The organism is Streptomyces sp. NPDC043812, from assembly GCF_056436245.1.
In genome coordinates this window covers 1-24553 of sequence record NZ_JBWKCY010000019.1, presented here as the reverse complement: position 1 = coordinate 24553, position 24553 = coordinate 1, and the positions used below count along the sequence as shown (strand labels likewise).

The 24553-nt window shown below is 69.2% G+C and carries 17 protein-coding genes and 1 pseudogene; 10 read left to right on the top strand and 8 right to left on the bottom strand.

The annotated features are described in order from the left end of the window. Positions 1-28 precede the first annotated feature (28 nt). The 5 genes from AC067Z_RS26125 to AC067Z_RS26105 all read left to right on the top strand — a co-directional run bounded on the left by AC067Z_RS26125 (position 29) and on the right by AC067Z_RS26105 (position 8919). Complete coding sequence (locus AC067Z_RS26125) at positions 29-2047, top strand: thioredoxin domain-containing protein (RefSeq protein ID WP_478792036.1); 2019 nt, start codon at positions 29-31, stop codon at positions 2045-2047. Between the two features lie 169 nt (positions 2048-2216). Further along, complete coding sequence (locus AC067Z_RS26120; protein WP_478792035.1) at positions 2217-3488, top strand: glycosyltransferase; 1272 nt, start codon at positions 2217-2219, stop codon at positions 3486-3488. Next, positions 3485-5212, top strand: coding sequence for an ArnT family glycosyltransferase (locus AC067Z_RS26115; protein WP_478792034.1), 1728 nt, complete (start codon positions 3485-3487; stop codon positions 5210-5212). Before AC067Z_RS26120 ends, AC067Z_RS26115 begins: the two co-directional genes overlap by 4 nt. Beyond that, positions 5209-6411: a glycosyltransferase gene (locus tag AC067Z_RS26110; protein ID WP_478792033.1), complete on the top strand. Its 1203-nt coding sequence runs from the start codon at positions 5209-5211 to the stop codon at positions 6409-6411. The genes AC067Z_RS26115 and AC067Z_RS26110 overlap by 4 nt, the downstream gene beginning before the upstream one ends. A gap of 138 nt (positions 6412-6549) precedes the next feature. Beyond that, complete coding sequence (locus AC067Z_RS26105) at positions 6550-8919, top strand: galactose oxidase-like domain-containing protein (RefSeq protein ID WP_478792182.1); 2370 nt, start codon at positions 6550-6552, stop codon at positions 8917-8919. Positions 8920-9014: 95 nt separating this feature from the next. Here AC067Z_RS26105 and AC067Z_RS26100 read toward each other — a convergent pair whose 3' ends face one another. Further along, positions 9015-12011 carry an ABC transporter substrate-binding protein gene (locus AC067Z_RS26100; protein ID WP_478792181.1) on the bottom strand — a complete coding sequence of 999 codons (2997 nt, stop codon included), beginning with the start codon at positions 12009-12011 and terminating at the stop codon, positions 9015-9017. Positions 12012-12219: 208 nt separating this feature from the next. On the opposite strand from AC067Z_RS26100, the gene AC067Z_RS26095 reads away from it, so the two are divergent. Continuing rightward, entirely contained in the window at positions 12220-13272 is a 1053-nt protein-coding gene (locus tag AC067Z_RS26095) for a chitinase (RefSeq protein WP_478792032.1), read from the top strand. Positions 13273-13277: 5 nt separating this feature from the next. Here the strand turns inward: AC067Z_RS26095 and AC067Z_RS26090 are convergent, their stop codons facing one another. From AC067Z_RS26090 to trhA, 3 genes are all read right to left on the bottom strand, one after another. Beyond that, entirely contained in the window at positions 13278-13901 is a 624-nt protein-coding gene (locus AC067Z_RS26090) for a TetR/AcrR family transcriptional regulator (RefSeq protein WP_478792031.1), read from the bottom strand. Positions 13902-13906: 5 nt separating this feature from the next. Then, the gene (locus tag AC067Z_RS26085) at positions 13907-15367 is read right to left on the bottom strand and encodes an MFS transporter (RefSeq protein ID WP_478792180.1); all 1461 of its coding nucleotides are present in this window, start codon (positions 15365-15367) and stop codon (positions 13907-13909) included. Between the two features lie 138 nt (positions 15368-15505). Further along, the gene (gene trhA / locus AC067Z_RS26080) at positions 15506-16183 is read right to left on the bottom strand and encodes a PAQR family membrane homeostasis protein TrhA (RefSeq protein ID WP_478792030.1); all 678 of its coding nucleotides are present in this window, start codon (positions 16181-16183) and stop codon (positions 15506-15508) included. A gap of 227 nt (positions 16184-16410) precedes the next feature. Here trhA and AC067Z_RS26075 point away from each other — a divergent pair, with 227 nt between their 5' ends. Both AC067Z_RS26075 and AC067Z_RS26070 read left to right on the top strand, forming a co-directional pair. After that, a complete protein-coding gene (locus AC067Z_RS26075) occupies positions 16411-18228 on the top strand; it encodes a phosphoenolpyruvate carboxykinase (GTP) (protein WP_478792029.1) in 1818 nt (605 codons plus the stop codon). Between the two features lie 220 nt (positions 18229-18448). Further along, complete coding sequence (locus AC067Z_RS26070; protein WP_478792028.1) at positions 18449-20185, top strand: Ig-like domain repeat protein; 1737 nt, start codon at positions 18449-18451, stop codon at positions 20183-20185. Between the two features lie 97 nt (positions 20186-20282). On the opposite strand, the gene AC067Z_RS26065 is transcribed toward AC067Z_RS26070, so the two are convergent. Next, the gene (locus AC067Z_RS26065) at positions 20283-20669 is read right to left on the bottom strand and encodes an SCO4983 family protein (RefSeq protein ID WP_478792027.1); all 387 of its coding nucleotides are present in this window, start codon (positions 20667-20669) and stop codon (positions 20283-20285) included. Between the two features lie 94 nt (positions 20670-20763). After that, positions 20764-21975, bottom strand: coding sequence for a pyridoxal phosphate-dependent aminotransferase (locus AC067Z_RS26060; protein WP_478792026.1), 1212 nt, complete (start codon positions 21973-21975; stop codon positions 20764-20766). Positions 21976-22350: 375 nt separating this feature from the next. On the opposite strand from AC067Z_RS26060, the gene AC067Z_RS26055 reads away from it, so the two are divergent. Then, entirely contained in the window at positions 22351-23142 is a 792-nt protein-coding gene (locus AC067Z_RS26055) for a putative protein N(5)-glutamine methyltransferase (RefSeq protein WP_478792025.1), read from the top strand. Positions 23143-23225: 83 nt separating this feature from the next. Here AC067Z_RS26055 and AC067Z_RS26050 read toward each other — a convergent pair whose 3' ends face one another. After that, positions 23226-23462, bottom strand: coding sequence for a chaplin (locus AC067Z_RS26050; protein WP_478792024.1), 237 nt, complete (start codon positions 23460-23462; stop codon positions 23226-23228). Positions 23463-23753: 291 nt separating this feature from the next. After that, positions 23754-24164, bottom strand: a complete 411-nt coding sequence (locus tag AC067Z_RS26045) for a rodlin (protein ID WP_478792023.1) — start codon at positions 24162-24164, stop codon at positions 23754-23756. 226 nt (positions 24165-24390) lie between these two features. On the opposite strand from AC067Z_RS26045, the pseudogene AC067Z_RS26040 reads away from it, so the two are divergent. Beyond that, a pseudogene (locus tag AC067Z_RS26040) lies at positions 24391-24553 on the top strand (vitamin K epoxide reductase family protein); the annotation flags it as partial.

Here is a 24553-nt window from a genome sequence, read left to right as displayed (position 1 = left end):
GTTCGGGCGGGTGCGCAAGGATGGGTGTATGCCGAACCGCCTCGCCCATGAGACTTCCCCCTACCTCCTCCAGCACGCCGACAACCCCGTCGACTGGTGGCCCTGGTCGGACGAGGCCTTCGAGGAGGCCCGCAGGCGCGGGGTGCCGGTGCTGCTCAGCGTCGGGTACTCGAGCTGTCACTGGTGCCATGTGATGGCACACGAATCGTTCGAGGACGCCGCGACGGCCGCCGTCATGAACGAGCGCTTCGTCAACATCAAGGTCGACCGCGAGGAACGCCCCGACGTCGACGCCGTCTACATGGAGGCCGTGCAGGCCGCCACGGGGCAGGGTGGCTGGCCCATGACCGTGTTCCTGACGCCCGCGGCCGAGCCCTTCTACTTCGGTACCTACTTCCCGCCCGAGCCCCGGCACGGCATGCCCTCCTTCCAGCAGGTGCTGGAGGGTGTGGCCGCGGCCTGGACCGGCCGCCGGGAGGAGGTCGACGAGGTCGCGCAGAAGATCACCCGCGATCTGGCAGGACGTTCCCTCGCTCACGGCGGGCAGGGCGTTCCCGGCGAGCAGGAACTGGCACAGGCCCTGCTGGGGCTGACCAGGGAGTACGACGAGAAGCACGGGGGATTCGGCGGGGCGCCGAAGTTCCCGCCGTCGATGGTGGTCGAGTTCCTGCTGCGGCATTACGCCCGCACGGGGGCCGAGGGTGCGCTGCAGATGGCGGCCGACACCTGTGAGGCGATGGCGCGGGGCGGGATGTACGACCAGCTCGGCGGCGGTTTCGCCCGGTACTCCGTGGACCGCGAGTGGGTCGTACCGCACTTCGAGAAGATGCTCTACGACAACGCGCTGCTCTGCCGCGTCTACGCCCATCTCTGGCGGGCCACCGGCAGCGACCTCGCGAAGCGGGTGGCGCTGGAGACCGCGGACTTCATGGTGCGGGAACTGCGCACCGCCGAGGGCGGGTTCGCCTCCGCGCTGGACGCGGACAGTGACACGGCCGACGGCGGCCACGCCGAGGGCGCCTTCTACGTCTGGACGCCGGCGCAGCTGCGCGCGGTGCTCGGGGACGAGGACGGGGCGCGGGCCGCCGAGCTGTTCGGGGTCACCGAGGAGGGCACCTTCGAAGAGGGTGCGTCCGTGTTGCAGCTGCCGGGCGCGGAGGCCGACGGCGGGATGAGGGCGCGGCTGCTCGCGGCCCGTGAGGAGCGCCCGCGGCCCGGCCGGGACGACAAGATCGTGGCCGCGTGGAACGGGCTGGCGATCGCCGCACTCGCCGAGACCGGCGCGTATTTCGACCGGCCCGATCTGATCGAGCGGGCCACGGAGGCCGCCGATCTGCTGGTGCGGCTGCACATGGACTTCTCCGCCGGCGGCGTGCGGATGCACCGTACGTCCAAGGACGGCCGTGCGGGCGCGAACGCCGGGGTCCTGGAGGACTACGCGGATGTCGCCGAGGGATTCCTCGCCCTCGCGGCGGTCGGCGGCGAGGGCACCTGGCTGGAATTCGCCGGGTTCCTGCTGGACATGGTCATCGACCGGTTCACCGGGGAGGGCGGGGTGCTGTTCGACACCGCCCATGACGCCGAGCAGCTGATCCGCCGTCCCCAGGACCCGACGGACGGCGCAGCGCCCTCGGGCTGGTCGGCGGCGGCCGGTGCGTTGCTGTCGTATGCGGCGCACACCGGTTCCGAGGCCCATCGCGCGGCCGCGGAGGGCGCGCTGGGCGTGGTGAAGGCGCTGGGGCCGCGGGCGCCGCGCTTCATCGGCTGGGGTCTCGCGGTGGCGGAGGCGCTGCTGGACGGGCCGCGCGAGGTGGCGGTGGTGGGTGTGCAGGACGATCCGCGGGCCGGGGAACTGCACCGTACGGCGCTGCTGGCGACGGCGCCCGGGGCGGTCGTCGCGGCGGGACGGCCGGACGGTGGCGAGTTTCCGCTGCTGCGGGACCGCCCGTTGGTGAACGGGAGTTCGGCTGCGTACGTCTGTCGTCGATTCGTGTGCGAAGCACCGGTCACAGAAGCATCAGAGCTTGCCCGGAAACTCACCAACTGAGTACAGAACAGCGGAATTTATCTGACGAGCACCGGAACGCAATCCTCCGCCTCTATTGTCCTGAACCAATGCCAGTTGGTGCACGTACTGGGGAGTGCGTGTGGGGGAAGTGTGAGCGTCGTACGGCCAGGGGGGTCCTTGCCGCGGCGCTGGGGGCCAAGGGGGGCTCGTGCTCATTTCGTTGTTCGTTGTTGCCATTTCCGTTGCGCTGTTCTGGATGGCGGCGTTCACGCTCTGGTGGCAGATGCATGCCTGGCGTACGCCGGAGACGCTTGCGTCGACCCGGTTCGACAGTCCGGACGGCGGCACAGGGCTGTCGTTCTCGCTTCTGCTGCCCGCCCGCCACGAACAGGCGGTGCTGGAACACACCATCGAGCGGCTGCTCGAATCCAGTCACTCCAATTTCGAGATCATCGTCATCGTCGGCCACGACGACCCGGAGACCGCGGCGGTGGCCGAGCGCGCCGCCGCGCGCGACCCGGTGCGGGTACGGGTCGTCACCGACACCCATGAGGTGAAGAACAAACCCAAGGCACTCAACACCGCGCTCCCGCACTGCCGCGGCGACATCGTCGGCGTCTTCGACGCCGAGGACCAGGTCCACCCCGAGCTGCTCGCCCATGTCGACCACGCCTTCACCTCCACCGGCGCGGACGTGGTGCAGGGCGGAGTGCAGCTGATCAACTTCCACTCCAGCTGGTACAGCCTGCGCAACTGCCTGGAGTACTTCTTCTGGTTCCGCAGCCGACTGCACCTGCATGCCCAGAAGGGATTCATCCCGCTGGGCGGCAACACCGTCTTCGTGCGCACCGAGGTGCTGCGCGAGGCCGACGGCTGGGATCCCAACTGCCTTGCCGAGGACTGCGATCTGGGCGTGCGGCTGTCGTCGGTCGGCAAGCGGGTCGTCGTCGCGTACGACAGCGACATGGTCACCCGGGAGGAGACTCCGGGCACCCTGATGAGCCTGCTCAAGCAGCGCACCCGCTGGAACCAGGGCTTCCTGCAGGTCTACCGCAAGAAGGACTGGAAGCAGCTTCCGGGCCGCGGGCAGCGGATGCTCGCCCGCTACACCTTGATGACACCGTTCCTGCAGGCGTTCTCCGGCGTGATCATTCCGCTGAACGTCGCCATCGCACTCTTCCTCGACGTCCCCGTCGGGATCGCCATCGTGACGTTCCTGCCACTGGTCACGGCGATGGTCACCTTCGTCTTCGAAGTCGTCGGACTGCACGACTTCGGTGTGCAGTACGGCCTCCGTGTCCGCTTCGTCCACTATCTCAAGCTCGTCGTCGGCGGCCCGTTCTACCAGGTGCTGCTGGCCGGCGCCGCGGTACGCGCGGTCTGGCGGGAACAGCGCGGCCGTAACGAGTGGGAGCTGACCAGCCACGTCGGCGCGCATCTCACCGCTCTCACCGAGATCAGAGAGGACGCCCACCGGTGACCACCACACTGCCTCCGGCGCCGGAGGCCACCGGGGCTTCCGACCGGGCCACCGTCCCCGCCAAGCGCGCCGTCCCGGCGGCAACGCCCGTCCATGTCCGCCCCATCGTTCGGTTTCGCAGCTCACGGCCCGATCTGCTGCTCTGCGCAGGGCTGTTGTGCGTGATCATGCTGGTCCAGGGCTGGAACATCACCCACTTCCCGACCCTCAGCGACGACGAGGGCACCTATCTCGCCCAGGCGTGGGCGGTGCAGCAGGGTGAGGGCCTCGCGCACTACACGTACTGGTACGACCATCCGCCGCTCGGCTGGATCCAGATCGCGTTCCTGACCTGGATACCGTCGTTGATCGCGCCCGAATCGATGAACGTCGCCTCGATGCGGTTCGCGATGCTCGTGGTCAGCGCGGCGTGCGCGGTGCTGCTGTACGTCCTGGCTCGCCGGCTGTTCCTGCCGCGCTGGGCGGCGGGGCTCGCGATGCTGCTGTTCGGCCTCTCGCCGCTGTCGGTCGTGCTCCAGCGCGAGATCTTCCTCGACAACATCGCGGTCATGTGGATGCTGCTGGCGTTCTGTCTGGCCGCGTCGCCGAGCCGGCATCTGTGGCACCACTTCGCGGCGGGACTCACGGCCGCGACGTCCGTCCTCACCAAGGAGACGATGCTGCTGGTGCTGCCCGCGCTGCTGGTGACGATGTGGCGGCACAGCCACCGTGACACCCGCAAGTTCGCGGTGACCGGAGCGGTCACGGCGTGCGCGCTGATAGGTCTGTCCTATCCGCTGTACGCGCTGCTGAACAACGAGTTGTTCCCCGGTCCGGGCCATGTGTCACTGATCGACGGGATCACGTACCAGATGAGCCGTACGGGCTCGGGATCCATCTTCGACAGTGCGTCCGGCTCGCACGGAGTGTTCCGCTCCTGGCTCTACTACGACCGGGTGCTGCCGCTGGGCGGCCTGGCGGGCGCCGCGCTGCTGCTGCTCACCATGCGCTGGTCGGTGACGGCCCGGGCACTGGCGGGCCCGTCCCTCGTCGTCGCCATCCTCGCCGTGGTCGCCATGCGGCCTTCCGGCTACCTCCCGGCGATGTACGTGATCCAGGCGCTGCCGTTCCTCGCGCTGGTCCTGGCGGGCGGTGCGGCGAGCGTGGCGCACGCGGTGCTCCGGCGGCGTTTTCGGCCCCGCCGGAGTGCGAGGCGCGGGGGCGTGGGGACAGTGCCCCCACCGGAGACCGTTCACGCCAAGGGCGCATCGCGGCTGGAGCACCGCTTCCGGCTCGGCGCGGCCGCGCTGCTCGCCCTCGCGGCCGCCGCGTACGTGGTGCCGCTCTGGTACGACGGAAACCGCGCCGCCCTCACTGTCGACGCCAACGCCCCCTACCGCTCCGCCGCCACCTGGCTGCAGGACGAGGTCGACGACCCGGCCGACACCCGCGTGCTCGTGGACGACGCCCTCTGGCTGGATCTCGTCCACGACGGTTTCACACCAGGCACCGGGGCGATCTGGTTCTACAAGGCCGACCTCGACCCCGCGGTGACGAAGACCATGCCGCGCGGCTGGCGCGACATCGACTACGTCGTCTCGTCGCCGACCGTCCGGCGGGACGCGGTCGATCTGCCCAACGTCAAGGCCGCCCTGGAGCATTCGACGCCGGTCGCCGTGTTCGGCGAGGGCGAGGACCGCATCGAGATCCGCCGGATCAGCCCCATCGCTGGAGGCGAACTGTGACCACCCCCCGTACGGGCGCCGAGGAACTCGGCGATCCGGAGCTGAGTGCTTCCCAGGTCGCCGAGCCGGGCGCCGTCACCGTCGTCATCCCGACCTTCAACGAGTCCGGAAACATCCGTGAACTGCTGCGCAGGCTCACCGATTCGGTGCCGTCCCGGCTGCCGTGCGAGGTCGTGTTCGTCGACGACTCCACCGACGACACACCGGAGGTGATCCGCAGCGCCGCACAGGACTGCCCCTTTCCGGTGTCCGTGCTGCACCGCGACGAACCGGCCGGCGGCCTCGGCGGCGCGGTCGTCGAGGGCATGAAGCAGGCAGGGTCCGACTGGATCGTCGTCATGGACGCCGATCTGCAGCATCCACCCGCACTCGTACCGGAGTTGGTTGCCGCCGGGGAGCGGTCGGGTGCCGATCTCGTCGTGGCGAGCCGCTACATCCGCGGCGGCAGCCGCGAAGGGCTCGCCGGGGGCTACCGCATCGCCGTCTCGCGCGGCGCGACCTGGCTGACCAAGGGGCTCTTCCCGCGCAGGCTGCGCGGCATCAGTGACCCCATGAGCGGGTTCTTCGCGATCCGGCGCAGCGTCGTGACGGCGGACGCCCTCAAACCCCTCGGCTACAAGATCCTCCTCGAACTGGCGGTGCGCTGCCGCCCGGAGACGGTCGCCGAGGTGCCGTTCGTCTTCCAGGACCGGTTCGCCGGCGAGTCCAAGTCGACGGCCAGGGAAGGGATGCGGTTCCTCGGGCATCTCGTCGGGCTGCGCACCGCCTCGCCCTTGGCACGGATGCTCGCGTTCGGGCTGATCGGGCTGACCGGCTTCGTACCGAACCTCCTGGGGCTGCATCTGCTGACAGGCGCCGGGATGCACTATCTGCCGGCCGAGATCGTCGCCAACCAGTTCGGCGTCGTCTGGAACTTCCTGCTCATCGAGGTGCTGCTGTTCCGCGACCGCCGCCGTCACCGGCACTGGGCGGACCGGGTGGGCCGCTTCGCGCTGCTCGCCAACGCCGATCTGCTGCTGCGCATCCCGCTCATCGCCGTCTTCGTGTCCCAGCTGGGGATGACGGTGCTGCCCGCGACCGCGCTCGCCCTGCTGACCACGTTCGTCCTGCGGTTCGCCGCGACCGAGGCGCTGGTCTATCTGCCGCGCCGCAACAGCGCGGCGGCCCGCTCCCTGGCCGGCGAGCGCGTCAGCTCCTGACCACCCGGGCCCCCCACGCCATCAAGCCGCACGGAAGAGAGCCGCACGAAGGGAACCACCATGTCACCACCGATCCGCCCGGTCCGGGCCGCTCCGCCCCGGCGCAGACGCACAACTGCGCTCCTCGCGGTCGGCGTCATGACCACGGCGCTGCTGATGTCCGCCCCGCAGGCCGCCCAGGCGGGGCCGCCCAATCTGATCTCCAACCCCGGTTTCGAGACGGCCGGTTCCGGCGACATGCCGTCCTGCTGGTCGAAGTCCGGCTGGGGCGACAACGACTACACCTTCGAGACGGTCGCCGACGCGCACTCCGGTTCCAAGGCGATGAAGGTGTCGCTGACCCGGCGGGTCGACGGTGACCGCAAAGCCCTGATCACCGAGAACACGGCCTGCGCTCCGGTGGTGGCGCCGGAGAAGCAGTACGACCTCTCGCTCTGGTACAAGTCGACCACCCCCGACACGTCCGTCACCCTCTTCCGGCACGACACCACGGCGGGCTGGCAGTACTGGACGGATCTCAAGACACTGGACATGAGCGCCGGTTACCAGCGTGCCGAGGTCCGTACCCCGGCCGTCCCGCCCGGCACCGACCGGATCGCGTGGGGTGTGTCGGTGTACGGGACCGGATCGGTCACCACCGACGACTACGTCATGGAAGAGGTGTCGGTCCCGGCGCCCGAGCCGCAGTGCACGGGCACGCCCGAGGAGTGCCTGAAGGGCCGCTGGGACGTGCTGCCCGTGCAGAACCCGGTGCGCTCCATGCACTCCGTCGTGCTCCACAACGGCAAGGTGCTGGTGATCGCGGGCTCCGGCAACGACGAGTCGCTGTTCGAGGCGGGCACGTTCACCTCGGCGATCTACGACCCGGCCGACGGCACGTTCCGTACGATCCCGACCCCCGTCGACATGTTCTGCGCCGGTCACGTCCAGCTCCAGGACGGCAAGGTGCTGGTCATGTCCGGGAACAAGGGCTATCCGTCGGCGGACGGCACCATCGGCTACCAGGGTCTGAAGGACTCGTTCGTCTTCGACCCCGCGACCGAGACGTACACCCGCACCAACGACATGAACGGCGGCCACTGGTATCCGTCGGCGACCGTCCTCGGCAACGGTGACGTCATCTCCTTCGGCGGCCTGAAGGAGGACTCCACCGGCAACGTGACCGCCGAGAGGTTCTCCGCGGCGCAGAACAAGTGGCTTCCGCTGAACGAGGTCAACCAGACCTGGTCGTTCTGGGGTCTGTACCCGTCGATGATCCTGATGCAGGACGGCCGGCTGTTCTACTCGGGCAGCCATGTCTTCGGCAACGGAACCCAGGGCACCGGCGCCTCGATCTACGACTACGAGGCCAACACGATCACCGACGTACCCGGTCTGCAGAACAAGGACCAGCGGGACGAGTCGGCGAGCGTGCTGCTGCCGCCCGCGCAGGACCAGCGGGTCCTGACGGTCGGCGGCGGCAACAACGAGACGAACCCGGTCGCCAACCGGCTCACCGACATCATCGACCTGAAGGAGCCGAACCCGGGCTACGTGCACGGGCCGTTGCTGCCGCAGGGTGAGGTGGACCAGGGTCAGGGCCGCCGTGCGCAGACGGACGCGGAGGGCAAGATGTTCGTCTCGGCGGTACTGCTGCCGGACGGCAAGGTCCTGGAGACCGGGGGCGGACTGCACGACCGGGCGGACCCGGTGTACGAGGCGTCGTTCTTCGACCCGGTGACCAACACCTGGGAGGCGGGACTGGCGACGGACCCGATCCCCCGGACGTACCACTCGTCGTCCTTCCTGCTGCCCGACGGCCGGGTGATGTCGGTCGGTGACAACCCGGGCAACGGCTCGTACAACCACAACGTGTCGGTCTACACGCCGCCGTATCTGCTCAAGGGCGCGCGCCCGCAGATCACTTCGGTGATCGACGGCGAGTGGACGTACGGCGACACCCAGCGGATCACGGTCGACCGTCCGATCGCCAAGGCGGAACTGATCCGCCCGGCGGCGGTGACGCACTCGTCCGACCCCAACCAGCGTTTCGTGGACCTGCCGATGACGGTGGACGGCAACAACGTGGACCTCAACGTCACCAGCAACCCGAATCTGGCACCCCCCGGCTGGTACATGCTCTTCGCGGTCGACGCGAACGGGGTGCCGTCGGTGGCGAAGTGGGTGCACCTCGGCGGCCCGGCCGCGCTCGCGGCGGATGCGCCGTCGGCGCACGTCCACTCGTTCGCGGACGCCCCGGCCAGGGCTGCGAAGAAGCCGCTGAAGAAGCGGAGCTCGGTCCCGGTGAGCCCGCAGATCGCCGGCTGCGACCGGCACTACGGCAACGCGGGTGTGTGCGTGCCGACCGTCTTCCCGAACACGGTGAAACGGTCGACTGCGTCGCGCTGCGAGTGGCTGACGGCGCACGACTACGGCCGGCTGAAGGTGAACGGCGCGGACGACCCCCTGCGGCTGGACCCGAACCGCGACGGAGTCGCCTGCGGGAAGGGGGACGTGCGGAAGCGGTGAGCGTCTGGCGGTGAGCCGGGCGCGGTACGGGCCCTACCTGCCGACGGGCAGGTAGGGCTCGACGCATTTCCGCTCCCGGTCGGCCGGTCGGAGCGTCACTTGCCGTCGCTGGTGCCGAGGGCCTGGAAGTCGACCATGCCGAAGGCCTCGTGGACGTAGACGTTGGTCAGTCGCGGGTTGCGGTAGTTCAGGACCTTGTCGGCGACGATCGGAAGGTAGTACGCGCCGTCGGTGACCTTGTGGTTGATCCGGCGCTGGATGCCGGCGGCCTTGGCGGTGTCCGTCTCGGCCGACGCCTGGTCGAAGAGGTCGTTGATTCCGGGGTCGTTGATCTGGGAGTGGTTGGTGTTGCCGCTCGCCGTGATGAGGCGGCCGTCGGCCAGGGGCTGGAGGAAGCCGGAGCCGGTGGGGTAGTCGGCGCCCCACCCCAGCAGGATCAGGCCGTGGCCCTTGTCCTCGACCTTGCTGGGAGAGCCGACTGTCGAGAAGAACTCCGTAATGTCGTACCGGTCGATCTCGAGGGTGATGCCGGCGGCCTTGAGGGCGCTCTGCAGGGCGGCGGCGGACTGGACGTCCTGGTCCCGCACGCTGCGGACAGCGATCCTGGTGGTGAAGCCTGCGGGCTTGCCGCACGCCCGCAGTTCCTCCTTGGCCTTCTCGAGCCGGGACTTGCCGTCGGTCAGACCGAACGGGTCGTAGTCGTCGGAGCCCAGGACCGTCGGCGGCAGCATGTTGCCGTGCAGCGAACCGGCCGTCGGACCGCCGCGTGCGGTCTGCAGGGAAGCGGTGTCGGCCGCGTACAACACCGCCTTGCGGCAGTGCACGTTGTCGAGCGGTGCGGTCTTCGAGACGAGCGAGACGTAACGGATGTAGCCGCTGTACGGGTTGTCCGCGTTGACCTTCCGCTCCGGGTCCTGCACCACCTTGCTCACGGCGCTCGGCGTCAGACCGGCTTGCAGTGCGTCGAGGTCGGCGGTGCCCGCGAGGAGCCGTGAGGCCACCTCTTCGGGGTTGGTGGAGACGGTCAGTTCGATCCTGTCCGGCAGCGCCTTCCGCAGCGGATCGGTGGCCCGGTCCCATTGCTCGTTGCGGACGAGGACCAGCGACTTCCCCGGCGTGTACGACGAGAATCTGTACGGGCCGGAGGAGACGGGCTTGTCACCGTAACGGGCGCCGGTGTCCTTCTGCTGCGGCACGGGAGAAGCGGCACCCATGGCCAGCAGGTACGGGAAATGGGAGTTCGCCTTGGCCAGCCGGAACACGAGGGTCAGGTCGTCCGGTGTCCCGACCGACTTCAGGCCGAGCTTCCCGGGGGCGTTGTCCTTGTACGGGCCCGTGTAGTTCTGGTTCTGGTCCAGCGACTCGACGAAGTAGGTGGGGCCGCCGCTCACGACCTCCTGCGCGAAGACGCGCTCGATCCCGTACTTGACGTCCTTGGAGGTGATCGGCGTGCCGTCCTCGAACTTCAGGCCGGGCTTCAGCTTGACGGTGTAGGTCCTGCCGTCTGTCGAGACATCCGGCTGGGCCGCTGCCAGGTCCGGAACGAGGCCCAGGCCCTTCTTGCCCGGCTCGGCGTCGTACGTCAGCAGCGTGCGGGCGTAGAGGCGCTGCATGTTCCAGACCCACCCGTAGTAGGAGCGGGCCGGGTCCCAGGAATCGGCGTCCGAGGAGCTCAACAGGCGGAGGGTGCCGCCCTTCCTGTCGGACGCGTTGACCACGCCACCGACCGCGGCGTTGAAGCCCGCGGGACGTGTGGAGGCGTTCGGCTCTCCTTGTTTCCCCTCGGCCTTGTCCTTGTCCTTGCCCTGGTTGGCGAGCAGGGCGGTGATGCCGCCACCGGTGACGAGGGCCACGGTGAGAGCGATCGCCGCGAGACGGCGGAGCCGGGCGCGGCCGTGCGCTCGTGCGGGGAGGCGCCCGGGTGACAGCGGGGGCGACGGGGCCGGCGTCCAGTTGGTGACGACCGGGGGCTCGGTGGCGGGCGGTGCGGGCTGCTTGTCGACGACCGGGGGCCCGAACGGGGGCACGGGCGGTGCGGGCGGCGCGTCGGGCCGCTTGCCGAGGTGAATACGTGGATCAGGTGTGGGCACCGTGTCGGCACGAGGCGCGGCGCCCTGCGTGTCCCCGGAGCCGGGCTCGGGGCGGCCGTCCGCAGCGGCGGGGGCGGCCCCGTCCTGCGGCGGCCCTGGGTTCTTTGTGGGTGCGGGTGCGGGTGCGGGTGCGGGGTCAGTGGTGGTGCGGCCGGAGAGGGCCGACGCCACCGCTTCGGGGAGCCAGTCGGTCTCCTTCGGCAGCCCGCCCGCGTATGTCTGCCCGCCCGTCTCGCCGAGCATCTGTGCGAAGTCCGCCAGCAGCACCGGCACGGTGGGACGCCGGGCTGGGTCCTTCTCGAGACACCGCCCGATGAACTCCGTCCCCGGCGGCAGCCCGCGCAGGTCCGGTTCCTCGTAGACGGCACGGAAGTTCACCGAGTGCGGGGAGCCGGTCCCGAACGGGCCGGCCCCGCTGGCCGCGAAGGCCAGTACCGCGCCCAAGGAGAACACGTCGCTGGCGGGGCCTACCGCCTTCCCCGTCACCTGCTCGGGCGACATGAACCCGGGGGTCCCGATCACCATGCCCGTCTGCGTCAGGACACTCGCCTCGGAGGCGATCGAGATACCGAAATCGATCACCCGGGGTCCGTCGCCGGCGATCAGCACGTTCGACGGTTTCAGGTCCCGGTGGATCAGTCCCGTGCCGTGAATGGCCTCCAGGGCTTCGACCAACCCGGCGCCCAGGAAGAGCAGCGAACGCCGGGGCCACGCCCCGTGGGTGCGCACCGCGTCGTCGAGCGGCAGTCCCGGAACGTAGGCGGTGGCGAGCCAGGCGGGGGAGCCCGCGGGATCGGCGTCGACCACGGCCGCGGTGAAGAATCCGGTGACGCGCCGGGCGGCCTCCACCTCGCGGGCGAAACGGCGCTGGAAGTCCGGGTCCTCGGCCAGTTCGGCGCGCACCACCTTGACGGCGACCATCCGGCCGCTGGTGGAGCGCCCCAGGTACACGCGGCCCATCCCGCCTGCTCCCAGGCGCGCGAGGATCCGATACCGCCCCACCTGCCGCGGATCTGCCGTGTCCAGCTCCTGCAACGCCGTCCCCCAGCCTCTGACCCCACCCCCGGGGGATTGTCGGAGACGATTACACCAGATCACCTGCAACCGGCGCCTTACGGCAACTGCCTTGTGGTCCAGACCCATTGACGAATGGTCTGGACCAACTTACGTTGCCCGGAGCGGAACCCCCCACCCGCCCGAAGGAGCCCGTATGTCACTCCGGCTCGCACGTCTCCTCGCCATCGGCCTCACGCTGCTCTTCGCCGTTCCGGCGACCACGACCGCCACCGCCGCCCCACCCCCCGCCGAAACCTGCGCCGTCAAGTCCAAGCCCTCGGGCAAGGTCCTCCAGGGCTACTGGGAGAACTGGGACGGCGCATCCAACGGCGTGCACCCGCCCTTCGGCTGGGCTCCGATCACCGACAGCCGGTTCCGTGACCACGGCTACAACGTCGTCAACACCGCCTTCCCCGTCATCCGTTCCGACGGCACCGTGCTGTGGGAGGACGGCATGGACAGCACCGTCAAGGTCGCCACCCCCGCCGAGATGTGCCAGGCCAAGGCCGCCGGGGCGACCATCCTGATGTCCATCGGCGGCGCAACCGCCGGGATCGATCTCAGCTCCAGCGCCGTCGCAGACCGGTTCGTCGAGACCATCGTGCCGATCCTGAAGGCGTACAACTTCGACGGCATCGACATCGACATCGAGACCGGTCTCGTCGGCAGCGGCAACATCAGCCAGTTGTCACCGTCGCAGGCCAATCTCATCCGCATCATCGACGGCGTACTCGCCAGAATGCCCGCGAATTTCGGACTGACGATGGCTCCGGAGACGGCGTACGTCACCGGCGGGAGCGTCGTTTACGGCTCGATCTGGGGCGCGTATCTGCCCATCGTCAAGAAGTACGCGGACAACGGCCGTCTGTGGTGGCTCAACATGCAGTACTACAACGGCAGCATGTACGGCTGCTCGGGCGACTCGTACTCCGCCGGTACGGTCGCCGGGTTCACCGCACAGACCGACTGCCTGAACAGGGGCCTGGTGATCCAGGGCACCACGATCCGAGTCCCGTACGACAAGCAGGTGCCGGGGCTGCCGGCCCAGCCGGGCGCGGGTGGCGGCTACATGACGCCGGACCTGGTGGCGCAGGCGTGGAACCACTACAACGGGGCGCTGAAGGGCCTGATGACCTGGTCCGCCAACTGGGACGGGTCGAAGAACTGGACGTTCGGCGACAACGTCAAGGCGCTCCAGGCCCGTTGACGGTGCTAGAGGCGCAGGCCGTCCTTGAGGACGTCCAGCGTGCGGTTGACGAGAGCGACCAGGTCGTCCTTCTGGCCGCTCTCGGCCCAGTGGATCATCGCCTCGCGCAGTGCGGCCATCACCGCGGCGGTGAAGACCCGCACCTCGAGATCGTCGGGGGAACGTCCCGTCCGGTCGGCGATGGGGCGTGCCAGCAGCTGTGAGGTCTCGGCCATGGTCTCGGTCATCCGGGCGCGCAGGGCCGGGACCTCGACCATCAGGCGGGTGCGCTGGTACATCTCCTCGGGCTGGTTCTCCAGGATGGAGGCGACGGCCCCGGTCAGGATGAACCGCAGTGACTCGATGGGCGGTTCGTCGGCGGGCCGCCCCCGCAGCACCGATTCCATCACCGGGTCGTACTCGTCGGTGAGGACGATGTCTTCCTTGGTGGGGAAGTAGCGGAAGACGGTCGAGGGGGAGACCTCGGCCGCCGCCGCGATCTGCTCGATGGTGGTCGCCTCGTAACCCTGCTCGGCGATCAGCCGGTAGGTGGCCTCGCGGATCGCCGTACGGGTTTTGATCTTCTTGCGTTCCCGCAGCCCCATCGGGGCCTGGTGCTGTTCGAAGGGCATAGGTGCTGAGGCGGCCATGGTCGTCATTGTCGGGCATTCGCCGGTGCCCCGGCCACGTCAGGGTCGGCGCTGAGCGGCCGGGCCTTGGGCAGGAGGGCGGCCGCGAGCAGCGCGATGACCAGAGCGGCGATGCCGCAGACGAGCAGGACGACCGCCATGCCGTGCACGAACGCGGCGTCCGCCGACGCCGCGAGGGCGGGATCCCCCAGCAGATGGGCAGCGACCACCGAGTCGCCGGCCGCCTCCGGTGCGTAGGAGGGGAGCCGGTTCACGTACACGTCCGCGAGCAGCGAGCCGATCAGCGCGATCCCGATGGCGCTGCCCACCTGCCGTACGGTCATCAGCAGTCCGGAGCCCGAGCCGGCCCGGTCCGGTGGCAGGGTGTCGAGGGCGGCCGTCATCGCGGGCACCATCGAGAAGCCGAAGCCGAGCCCGGCGACGGACAGCCAGACGGCGGCGAATCCGTAGCCGCTGTCGACAGTGATGCGGCTGCCGAGGAGCCCGGCGAAGGCGAGGACGACCAGACCGGCCGCGATCACCCCGCGCGCGCCGAACCGTTCCACCGCCGGGCCGCTGCCCTTCGCGGCGACGATCAGACCGCCCATCAGCGGCAGCATCCGGACGCCGGTGCCGAACGCGTCGTTGCCGAGGACGGCCTGCAGATACTGCGGGAGCACGAACATCAGCCCTGCCAGCACGAACATCACCAGCGTCACGGTCAGGGTGTTGAGCAGGAACGGCCGGTGGGCCAGCAGGCCGAGGTCGAGCATGGGGCGCACGGAGCGCCGTTCGCGGACGACCAGTCCGGCGAGCAGCAGCGCACCTGCGGCGAGTGCCGTGAGGATCACCGGGTCCGTCCAGCCGCGCACCGGTGCCTCGATGATCCCGTAGATGAGCGCGCCGAGGCCGGCCGCGGTCAGCGCGGTGGAGAGGGCGGCGACACGGGGCGCCGACGGGTCCCGTGTCTCGGGCAGCAGGAACAGGCAGGCGGCGATGCCGATGGCGACCATCGGGATGTTGACCACGAAGACGGAGCCCCACCAGAAGTGGTCGAGCAGCCATCCGCCGACGAGCGGGCCGAGCGGCAGCCCGAGCGCGGACGCGGCGGTGACGATGCCGACGGCCTTCGCCCGCTCGCTGCCGGAGAAGAGAGAGGGGACGACGGCGAGGCTGAGCGGCATCACGAGGGCGGCGCCGACACCCATCACGGCGCGCGCGGAGACGACGGTGGTGACATCGTCGGTGAAGGTGCCGACGACGGAGCCCGCGAGGAAGACAGTCAGGCCGACGACGAGCATGCGACGGCGTCCGAAGCGATCGCCGAGGAGCCCGGCGGGGAGCATCAGGGCGGCGAAGACGACGACGTAGCCGTCGGCCATCCACTGCTGCTGGCCGGTGGTGGCGCCGAGCTGTTCGGCCATGGTCGGCAGGGCCACGTTGAGGATGGTCATGTCGAAGCCGAGGACCAGCGTGCTCGCGACCATGGCGCCGAGCGCCCACCAGCGACGGGAATCGGTCAGGGGTACGGACACGACAAGCCCCCTTCGAAGAGTCGATGTCAAATGACAGTAACTCCCAAAAGAGGGCTTGCGTCAATATGTGGTTGTGATGCGCCGCCCCCGTCAGGAGTGCCGGTAGGCCACCAGCGAGATCCCCACGTAGTGGACGATGAACGCCGCGAGCGTCAGGGAGTGGAACACCTCGTGGAAGCCGAACCACCGCGGTGAGGGGTTCGGCCGCTTGATCCCGTAGATCACGCCGCCCGCGCTGTAGAGCAGTCCGCCGACGATCACCAGCACGAGCACGGCGATACCGCCCGTGCGCATGAAGTCCGGCAGGAAGAAGACGGCGGCCCAGCCCATCGCGATGTAGCAGGGCGTGTACAGCCAACGAGGGGCGCCGACCCAGAACACCCGGAAGGCGATCCCCGCGACCGCGGCCGCCCACACCGCCCAGAGCAGCACCCGTCCCGTGGCGTCGGGGAGCAGTAGCAGGGTGAGCGGGGTGTACGTGCCCGCGATGATCAGGAAGATGTTCGCGTGGTCGAGTCGGCGCAGGACGGCGGTCGCCCGCGGGCCCCAGTTGCCGCGGTGGTAGACCGCGCTCACGCCGAACAGCAGGCAGGCGGTGAGCATGTAGATGCCGCAGGCGATCTTGCCGCGCGTCGAATCCGCGAGCGTCGTGAGGACGACACCCGAGATCAGTACGGCCGGGAACATCGCCGCGTGCAGCCAGCCGCGCAGTCGCGGCTTCACCGGCGGTGGGTCTAGCTCGGTCACTTCGGGCGCGGCTGGCGTCATGCTCGCATGCTACCTACGCAACCGTAGGTAACGGCACGGGGTGGCCGTGCTCGCCGCGCGAGTGGCGATGCTCACGTGAGAGGTCCTCTGGACATATGGGCGTTCGGCATCGATGATCAGATGAGTGCGGTCGGCACCGGATGAGCGCCAGCCACAAGTAGGTCGAAGCATCCGGGTCGCAGCCCCCACGGGGCAACAACCAACGAACCCCTCACTTAGGAGCGATCGTGGCGCGCGACATCGCGGCTCCCCTGCCCACCAATCACCAGGAACTGATCACCTGGGTCGATGAGATCGCTGCCATCACGCAGCCGGACGACATCGTCTGGTGCGACGGCTCGGAGTCCGAGTACGAGCGGCTCTGCGAGGAGCTGGTCGCCAAGGGCACGTTCAAGAAGCTGGACCCGATCAAGCGCCCCAACTCGTACTACGCCGCCTCCGACCCCTCCGACGTCGCGCGCGTCGAGGACCGCACCTTCATCTGCTCCGAGAAGGAGGAGGACGCGGGCCCCACGAACCACTGGAAGGCCCCGGCGGAGATGAAGGACATCTTCGCCGGCGAGAAGGGCATCTTCCGCGGCTCGATGAAGGGCCGGACGATGTACGTCGTCCCGTTCTGCATGGGCCCGCTGGGCTCGCCGCTCTCCGCGATCGGCGTCGAGATCACCGACTCCGCCTACGTCGCCGTCTCCATGCGCACCATGACCCGTATGGGGCAGCCCGTCCTCGACGAGCTCGGCACCGACGGCTTCTTCGTCAAGGCCGTACACACGCTGGGCGCGCCCCTGGCGGAGGGCGAGGCCGACGTCCCGTGGCCGTGCAACTCCACCAAGTACATCTCGCACTTCCCCGAGACCCGTGAGATCTGGTCCTACGGCTCCGGCTACGGCGGCAACGCCCTGCTCGGCAAGAAGTGCTACGCCCTGCGCATCGCGTCCGTCATGGCCCGCGACGAGGGCTGGCTCGCCGAGCACATGCTGATCCTCAAGCTGACCCCGCCGCAGGGCGAGTCGAAGTACGTCGCCGCCGCGTTCCCGTCCGCCTGCGGCAAGACCAACCTCGCGATGCTGGAGCCCACGATCTCCGGCTGGACCGTCGAGACCATCGGTGACGACATCGCCTGGATGCGCTTCGGTCAGGACGGCCGTCTCTACGCGATCAACCCCGAGGCCGGCTTCTTCGGCGTCGCGCCCGGCACCGGCGAGCACACCAACGCCAACGCCATGAAGACGCTGTGGGGCAACGCCGTCTTCACCAATGTCGCGCTCACCGACGACAACGACATCTGGTGGGAGGGCATGACCGAGGAGGCCCCGGCCCACCTCACGGACTGGAAGGGCAACGACTGGACGCCCGCGTCCGAGACCCCGGCCGCCCACCCGAACGCCCGCTTCACCGTCCCGGCCTCGCAGTGCCCGATCGCCGCGCCCGAGTGGGAGGACCCGAAGGGTGTGCCGATCTCGGCGATCCTCTTCGGCGGCCGCCGCGCCTCCGCCGTGCCGCTGGTGACCGAGTCCTTCGACTGGCAGCACGGCGTGTTCCTCGGCGCGAACGTCGCCTCCGAGAAGACCGCCGCCGCCGAGGGCAAGGTCGGCGAGCTGCGCCGCGACCCGTTCGCCATGCTGCCGTTCTGCGGCTACAACATGGGCGACTACATGGCGCACTGGATCAAGGTCGGCAAGAACGCCGACGCCGCGAAGCTCCCGAAGATCTACTACGTGAACTGGTTCCGCAAGAACGACGCGGGCAAGTTCGTGTGGCCCGGCTTCGGCGAGAACAGCCGCGTCCTGAAGTGGATCGTGGAGCGCCTGGAGGGCAAGGCCGAGGGAGTCGAGACCCCCATCGGCATCCTGCCGACGCGCGACGCGCTCGACACCGAGGGCCTGGACATGCCGGAGGAGGACCTCGACTTCCTGCTGAAGGTCGACACCGAGGTGTGGCGCGAGGAGGCCGCCCTGGTCCCCGAGCACCTGAACACCTTCGGTGACCACACGCCCAAGGAGCTGTGGGACGAGTACCGCTCCCTGGTCGCCCGCCTCGGCTGACCCGGCAAGCCTCGTGGCGGGTTCGCCCGACATCCGCCCTGACCTGTGGGGTCACGAACGACCCGCCACGTGAAGACGGCCCCCGAAGCCCCCTCAGGCTTCGGGGGCCGAAACGTTTCCCGACCCTCCGCGCGGCGCCTTGCGCACACGCTTCGCTCACATGTTCCATGGGATCTTCATGTTCGACGGCGGACGTGAACTGAGCCTGTGGGGGGCATAGTTGAGCACGTATCAGCACAAGGGCAGACGTCTTGCGGCGATGGTCGCCGCCTTCGCGATCGGCGGCGCGGGACTCGTCCTCGCGGCACCCGCCGCACACGCGGCCGAGGCGTCCGACGTGGTCGCCAAGCTGCCGTTCTCCTCGTTCTCCGACATGGTGGTCGACTCGGTGAACGAGCGGGTGTTCGTGTCCGACAAGGCGGGCTACGCGCACTACGGCGGCACTGTCGCCGCCTACAACTTCCAGGGGCAGAGGGTCGGTTCGTTCTTCACCACGTCGCGCGCCTCCGGCCTGGCCCTGAGCGCGGACGCCACCATCCTCTACGTGGGCCAGCACGAGAGCATCGTCGCCTACGACACCCGGACCCTGCTGGAGACCGGCCGCACCGCCGTGTACCAGGACTCCTGCACCCGTGACCTCGCGGTCACCGGCACCAAGCGCTGGCACACCACCACCTACGCGTCCAACGACTTCTACTGCGACCAGAACCGGACCGACCTGGACTCCGTGATCAATGGGGCCCACACGCGCACCAATTGGAATGCTGCGGGCAAGGTGCTGCTCGCCACCGGCGACGGCGCGGCGGACCGCCTGTTCATGGGGCAGGCCAAGGGGCCGGTCGCGGCGGACCCGTTCCTCACGTCCTTCGACACCACCGGGGACACGCCCGTGCGCGGCGATTCACGCCGCTTCGCGGACGCCGAGGGCAAGGGCGCGCTGGACCTCAAGGACGTGGCCGTCAGCGCGGACGGCGAGCGTCTGGCCGTCGCCGATGCCGCCTACGGCACCCGCCTGCTGAACTCCGGCGATCTGAGCGACGCGGGCCAGGGTTACCAACCGCTGCCGGAGGGCGCCACCTCGTCGGCCGTCGCGTTCGGCGGCGACGGGAAGTACGTGGCGCGCGGCGCCTCGGCCGCGGGCAGTACGCCCGATCTGCTGATCCAGCCGGCGGATCCGGCGAACGGCACGACGGCGATGGAGTTCGCCTACGAAGGCGACCTCGACGGCAACCGGGTCGTTCCGCGCGGACTGGAGTGGGCCAAGGACGGCTCGCGGCTGTTCGCCGTCACCACCAACGCGTCCGGCAATGCTTTCTGGCTGCACGTCATCCAGCCGCCGGCCGCCCAGTACGACACCCTCTTCGCCGACGCGCTGACACACACCCCGGGACAGGCCGTCGTCGGTGAACCGCTGGGCATCCGGGGCCGCCTCGAACTCGACGGCCCCGCGCCCGGCGAGCCGGCCAGGGTGGCCGCCGTACGCACCACGGCAGACGGCACCCGCAAGCTCGCCGCGGCAGAGGTGGCGGCGGACGGGACGTTCACGGTGCTCGACGTACCGGACGCGGTCGGCAGCGCGACGTACACGGTGTCGTTCCTCGGCGACGTCACCCACCGCCCGGCCGAGGACGTCTCGATCACCGTCGAGGTGGGCAAGGCGCCGACGTCGATCGCGCTCACAGCCCCTGAGGAGGCGTCGATGAGCGGCGGCGTGGAGATCACCGGCAGGCTGACGGCCCAGGGCCGCGCGCTCCCGGCCGGAGCGACGCTCGCCGTCAAGCGCACCGACCGGCTGGGCACCGGCACGCTGTCGTCGGTCCCGGTGGCGGCCGACGGCACGTTCACGGTCAACGACCTGCCGCGGACGCGGCGCAACGTGACCTACACGGTGTCGTACGGCGGCGACGGCCTGCACGCGGGGAGCACGGCGTCGGCGACGGTGTTCGTCAGGCGCTGAGCCGCAAGCAGGTGTGCCGTGCCCCGACTGTTCCGGGCACGGCGCACTGCGGAGGTGGCACCCGGTCCGTGGCCTCCCCGGCCGCGGACCGGGGCCGTCAGGAGGCGCCGACCAGGGCGCGGTTCTTCAGCGCGGCGGTGTGGGCGTCCATCCGCTCGGCGGACAGGATCGCGGCGGCCGTGTCGGCGCGGGAGGCGGCGACGACCAGGGCACGGCCCGCGAGGGCGAGGGCGCGCTGGTGCAGGGCGGCGGGATCGGCGTGGCTCAGGGCCGCATGACGGGCCGGCGGGGTGCCGCGGAGCCGGGACACCTGGGCGGCGATCTCCTCGGCGGGCCCGTTGAGGCCGAGCTCGTCGGTGACGGCGAGGAGCGCGGCGAGGTGCCCCGCGAGCTGGATGTCCAGCTCCTCCTCGCGGCTGCGGTGGGGGTACTGCGCCTCGTCGGCCATCGAATGGACCGACTTGGTGCGGATCGGCTCGTACATGGGGATGGCCTCCTGCTCACGGTCAGGAGACCATCCTACATTGGATTCAGTCTAAAGTTGAGTGGGGTCGGAACTTTGTCAGGTCGGTGACACGTCAGTGCTGGCTGTAACCGTCCAGGAAGCTGCCGATCCGGGAGACCGCGTCCGCAAGGTCCTTCGTCGGCGGCAGAGTGACGATGCGGAAGTGGTCCGGCTCCGGCCAGTTGAAGCCCGTTCCGTGCACGACCATGATCTTCTCGGCACGCAGCAGATCGAGCACCATCTGCCGGTCGTCCTTGATCTTGTGGACCGAGGGGTCCAGGCGCGGGAAGAGGTACAGCGCGCCCTTCGGCTTCACACAGGTGATACCCGGGATCTGCGTCAGCAGGTCGTACGCCGCGTCGCGCTGCTCCAGCAGCCGTCCGCCGGGCAGCACCAGCTGCTCGATCGACTGCCGGCCCCCGAGTGCCGTGGCCACCGCATGCTGCGAGGGCATGTTGGCGCACAGCCGCATGTTGGCCAGGATCGTCAGCCCCTCGATGTACGAGGAGGCGTGCGCCTTCGGCCCGCACACCGCGAGCCAGCCGGAGCGGTACCCGGCGACGCGGTAGTTCTTGGAGAGCCCGTTGAAGGTGAGGACCATCAGATCGGGCGCGATCGCGGCGGTGGGGGTGTGCGTGGCACCGTCGTAGAGGATCTTGTCGTAGATCTCGTCGGAGCAGACGACCAGGTTGTGGCGCCGGGCGATCTCGGTGAGCCCGCGCAGCATCTCGTCGTCGTAGACGGCACCGGTGGGGTTGTTCGGGTTGATGATCACGATCGCCTTGGTGCGGTCGGTGATCTTGCGCTCGATGTCGACGAGGTCGGGCATCCAGTCCGACTGTTCGTCGCAGCGGTAGTGCACGGCGGTACCACCGGACAGCGACACGGAGGCCGTCCACAGCGGGTAGTCGGGCGCGGGCACGAGCACCTCGTCGCCGTCGTCGAGCAGCGCCTGCATCGACATCTGGATCAGCTCGGAGACACCGTTGCCGAGGTAGATGTCCTCGACGTCGAGGTCGATGCCCTTGGTCTGGTAGTGCTGCATGACGGCCCGGCGGGCGGAAAGCAGTCCCTTCGCGTCGCCGTATCCGTGCGCGCTGCCGACATTGCGCAGGACGTCCTCGAGGATCTCCGGCGGACAGTCGAAGCCGAAGGCCGCGGGATTGCCGGTGTTCAGCTTGAGGATGCGATGACCTGCCGCCTCGAGCCGCATTGCCTCCTCGAGGACCGGGCCCCGGATTTCGTAACAGACGTTTGCGAGCTTCGTGGACTGGATCACCTGCATGACGTGAGCTTACGGGGGCCGGGAAGTGATCGCCCGTGCTCAGGGCCACGAGCGCATGGCATGAATGTCCGATTTGATTGCTTCCGGTGGTGCAGGCGCCGGGGACCCTTCGAATGCTCTCCGTGAACGGGCGGACCGCCTGCGATTCTCCTGGTGCCCGACCGGATGTTGCGCTCGTCACCCCGAGGGCCCGACGGGCGGTCCGTACGCGATAGGGTTTGCGTCCACGCGGTGCACGACAGGACGGTGCACGACCGACCCGGGAGGTGAGACCCATTTCCGCAACAGCAGGCCGGGTGCCCTCATCTCATGGCCGTGCGGTCGACCGGATCTAGGTGACCGCGAGGGTGCCCTTCGGTACCCGAAAGGCTCTTCATGCCGGTTTCACCGACCGACTTCTCCCTCCCCTCTCTCGTCACCACGCTGCGCTCCGCCGGCTGTGTCTTCGCCGAGGACGAGGCGGCACTGCTGATCGCCACCGCCCGCGACGCCGCCGAGCTCGCCGCGATGACCGACCGCCGCGTCGCTGGGCTGCCCCTTGAACACGTCCTCGGCTGGGCCGAGTTCGGCGGTGCGCGGATGGCCGTCGACCCCGGGGTGTTCGTTCCCCGGCGCCGAACCGAGTTCCTCGTCGAGTGCGCCGTCGCGCTCTCGCCCACCGCGCCCGTCGTCGTCGACCTGTGCTGCGGTTCGGGCGCGCTCGGCGTGGCCGTCAAACGGGCGCTCGGCGGCGGCGAACTGCATGCCTCCGACATCGAGGCCGCCGCCGTGCGCTGCGCACGGCGCAACGTCGGATTGGTCGGCGGGCGGGTGTACGAGGGTGACCTCTACGATCCCCTGCCCGCGGCGCTCTTGGGCCGCGTCGACGTGCTCGTCGTCAACGCGCCGTACGTACCGACCACCGAGATCGGGTTCCTGCCGCCCGAGGCGAGGGACCACGAACCGCGGGTGGCGCTCGACGGCGGGGCGGACGGGCTGGACATCCAGCGGCGGGTGACCGCCGGCGCCGGGAAGTGGCTGGCTCCGGGCGGAGTGCTGCTCGTCGAGACGAGCGAGCGCCAGGCCCCACACACGGTCGCCGCGTTCGCCGCGCACGGTCTCGACCCCCGTATCGCGCAGTGCGACGAGCGGGACGCCACCGTGGTGATCGGGTCGAGCGGCGGGTAGCCGGGACGGATTGCACGACAACGGCCCCGAGGAGTGCGGACGCTCCTCGGGGCCGTGACCGCCCCGCACCCGGGGGCGAAGTGTCAGTCGCTGTTGAGGCAGAAGTTGCCGACTGCCGGGTTCAGGACGCCGATCACGCTGACGGTGTTGCCGCAGATGTTCGCCTGGGCCTCGATCGGGATCTGGACCACGTTGCCGGAGAGGAAGCCCGGGGAGCCGTACGCGACACCCACGGTCTCATCGTCGGCCATGGCGGGCGTGGCCATGCCGAGCGCCATGATCAGACCGGCGACGACGGCTGCAGCCTTCGTGTGCTTCATTTCGATCCTTTCAGCAGGGGCACTGTGCGCGGTACGGCCTTCGTAACGCGCATTCGCATTTCCGTCATGCAGGCGTGCGCCTCCGCAGAACTGTTGACGAACCCTTTCCCGCTGAGAAACCATAAACGACTGCCGATTCGAAACGTCACTCGTATGCCTCACGGATTATTCGTCGAACCGATGCGCGGAATCGAAAGGGAAAGATCACGCCATTCTGCGGAAATATCCTTCCGGCACGGAGCTGCCCCCGTGCGCGGTGCGCACGGGGGCAGATCTGCGGCCTGCGGTCGATCAGCGGGTGGACTCGCCGTTCTCCGAGAGGACCGGGATGTCGCTGAGGATGTGCGACAGCGGCTCGTCACCCTTGGCCTGGGTGGAGTTCTCGACGCACTGCTGGTTCTGCGGGGCCGACAGGATCGGGATGTCCTGGGCGCCGATCTGCGCCAGGCCGAGGATGTTCTGGATGTTGGCCTTGGCCGGCAGACCGATGCAGGGCTTGTTGAACGAGCCCTGGATCAGGCCGATCTGCGGGCTCAGCTCGCCGTAGGTGGCGGAGTTGCCGTAGTACTGCGAGGCGCCGTTGCCGCTCGCGGAGAAGGTGCCCTGGTCGTCGCCGACGGCCAGCGCCTGCGGGGCCATCGTCGCGCCGGCGCCCACCATCGAAGCGGTGACCATGGCCGTCGTCAGAATCTTCTTGATCACTTACTTGTCCTTTTTCGTTTGAACACGCGAACGCGGTGCAGCCTGATCAACTGACCTTGGGGAGTTTGGTTGCGGGCGTTCACCCGATTGCCGCACACGGTGCGATGTCCACCGTTGGCGTCAATGCCTTCAACCGTTTTGCCGAATGGATTCTTCGCCCCGAATGGCGTCTTCGCTTACGGCACAATGGGCAGATCCATCGGGTCGAACGAGTGGTGAATTCAATATGACAATTACGGCTGCCGGATCTTTGTCCGTCGAACAGGGAGGAAGGCGGCGAGCCGCCAAGGGTCCCGCCCACGGCTCCGTCGGCGCGAGTCGCGCTTTCGCCTGGATGCTCGTGATCACGGGTGCGGCCGGGCTGCTGGCGGCGTGGGTGATCACGATCG

What these genes read in the sequence shown, in the direction of transcription:
- AC067Z_RS26085 (WP_478792180.1), bottom strand. Translation starts at nt 15,367, where the DNA reads ATGGTCGCGAGCACGCTGGTCCTCGGCTTCGACATGACCATCCTCAAC.
- trhA (WP_478792030.1), bottom strand. Translation starts at nt 16,183, where the DNA reads ATGACGCCAGCCGCGCCCGAAGTGACCGAGCTAGACCCACCGCCGGTG.
- AC067Z_RS26095 (WP_478792032.1), top strand. Translation starts at nt 12,220, where the DNA reads ATGTCACTCCGGCTCGCACGTCTCCTCGCCATCGGCCTCACGCTGCTC.
- AC067Z_RS26105 (WP_478792182.1), top strand. Translation starts at nt 6,550, where the DNA reads ATGACCACGGCGCTGCTGATGTCCGCCCCGCAGGCCGCCCAGGCGGGG.
- AC067Z_RS26125 (WP_478792036.1), top strand. Translation starts at nt 29, where the DNA reads ATGCCGAACCGCCTCGCCCATGAGACTTCCCCCTACCTCCTCCAGCAC.
- AC067Z_RS26090 (WP_478792031.1), bottom strand. Translation starts at nt 13,901, where the DNA reads ATGGCCGCCTCAGCACCTATGCCCTTCGAACAGCACCAGGCCCCGATG.
- AC067Z_RS26050 (WP_478792024.1), bottom strand. Translation starts at nt 23,462, where the DNA reads ATGAAGCACACGAAGGCTGCAGCCGTCGTCGCCGGTCTGATCATGGCG.
- AC067Z_RS26055 (WP_478792025.1), top strand. Translation starts at nt 22,351, where the DNA reads ATGCCGGTTTCACCGACCGACTTCTCCCTCCCCTCTCTCGTCACCACG.
- AC067Z_RS26065 (WP_478792027.1), bottom strand. Translation starts at nt 20,669, where the DNA reads ATGTACGAGCCGATCCGCACCAAGTCGGTCCATTCGATGGCCGACGAG.
- AC067Z_RS26060 (WP_478792026.1), bottom strand. Translation starts at nt 21,975, where the DNA reads ATGCAGGTGATCCAGTCCACGAAGCTCGCAAACGTCTGTTACGAAATC.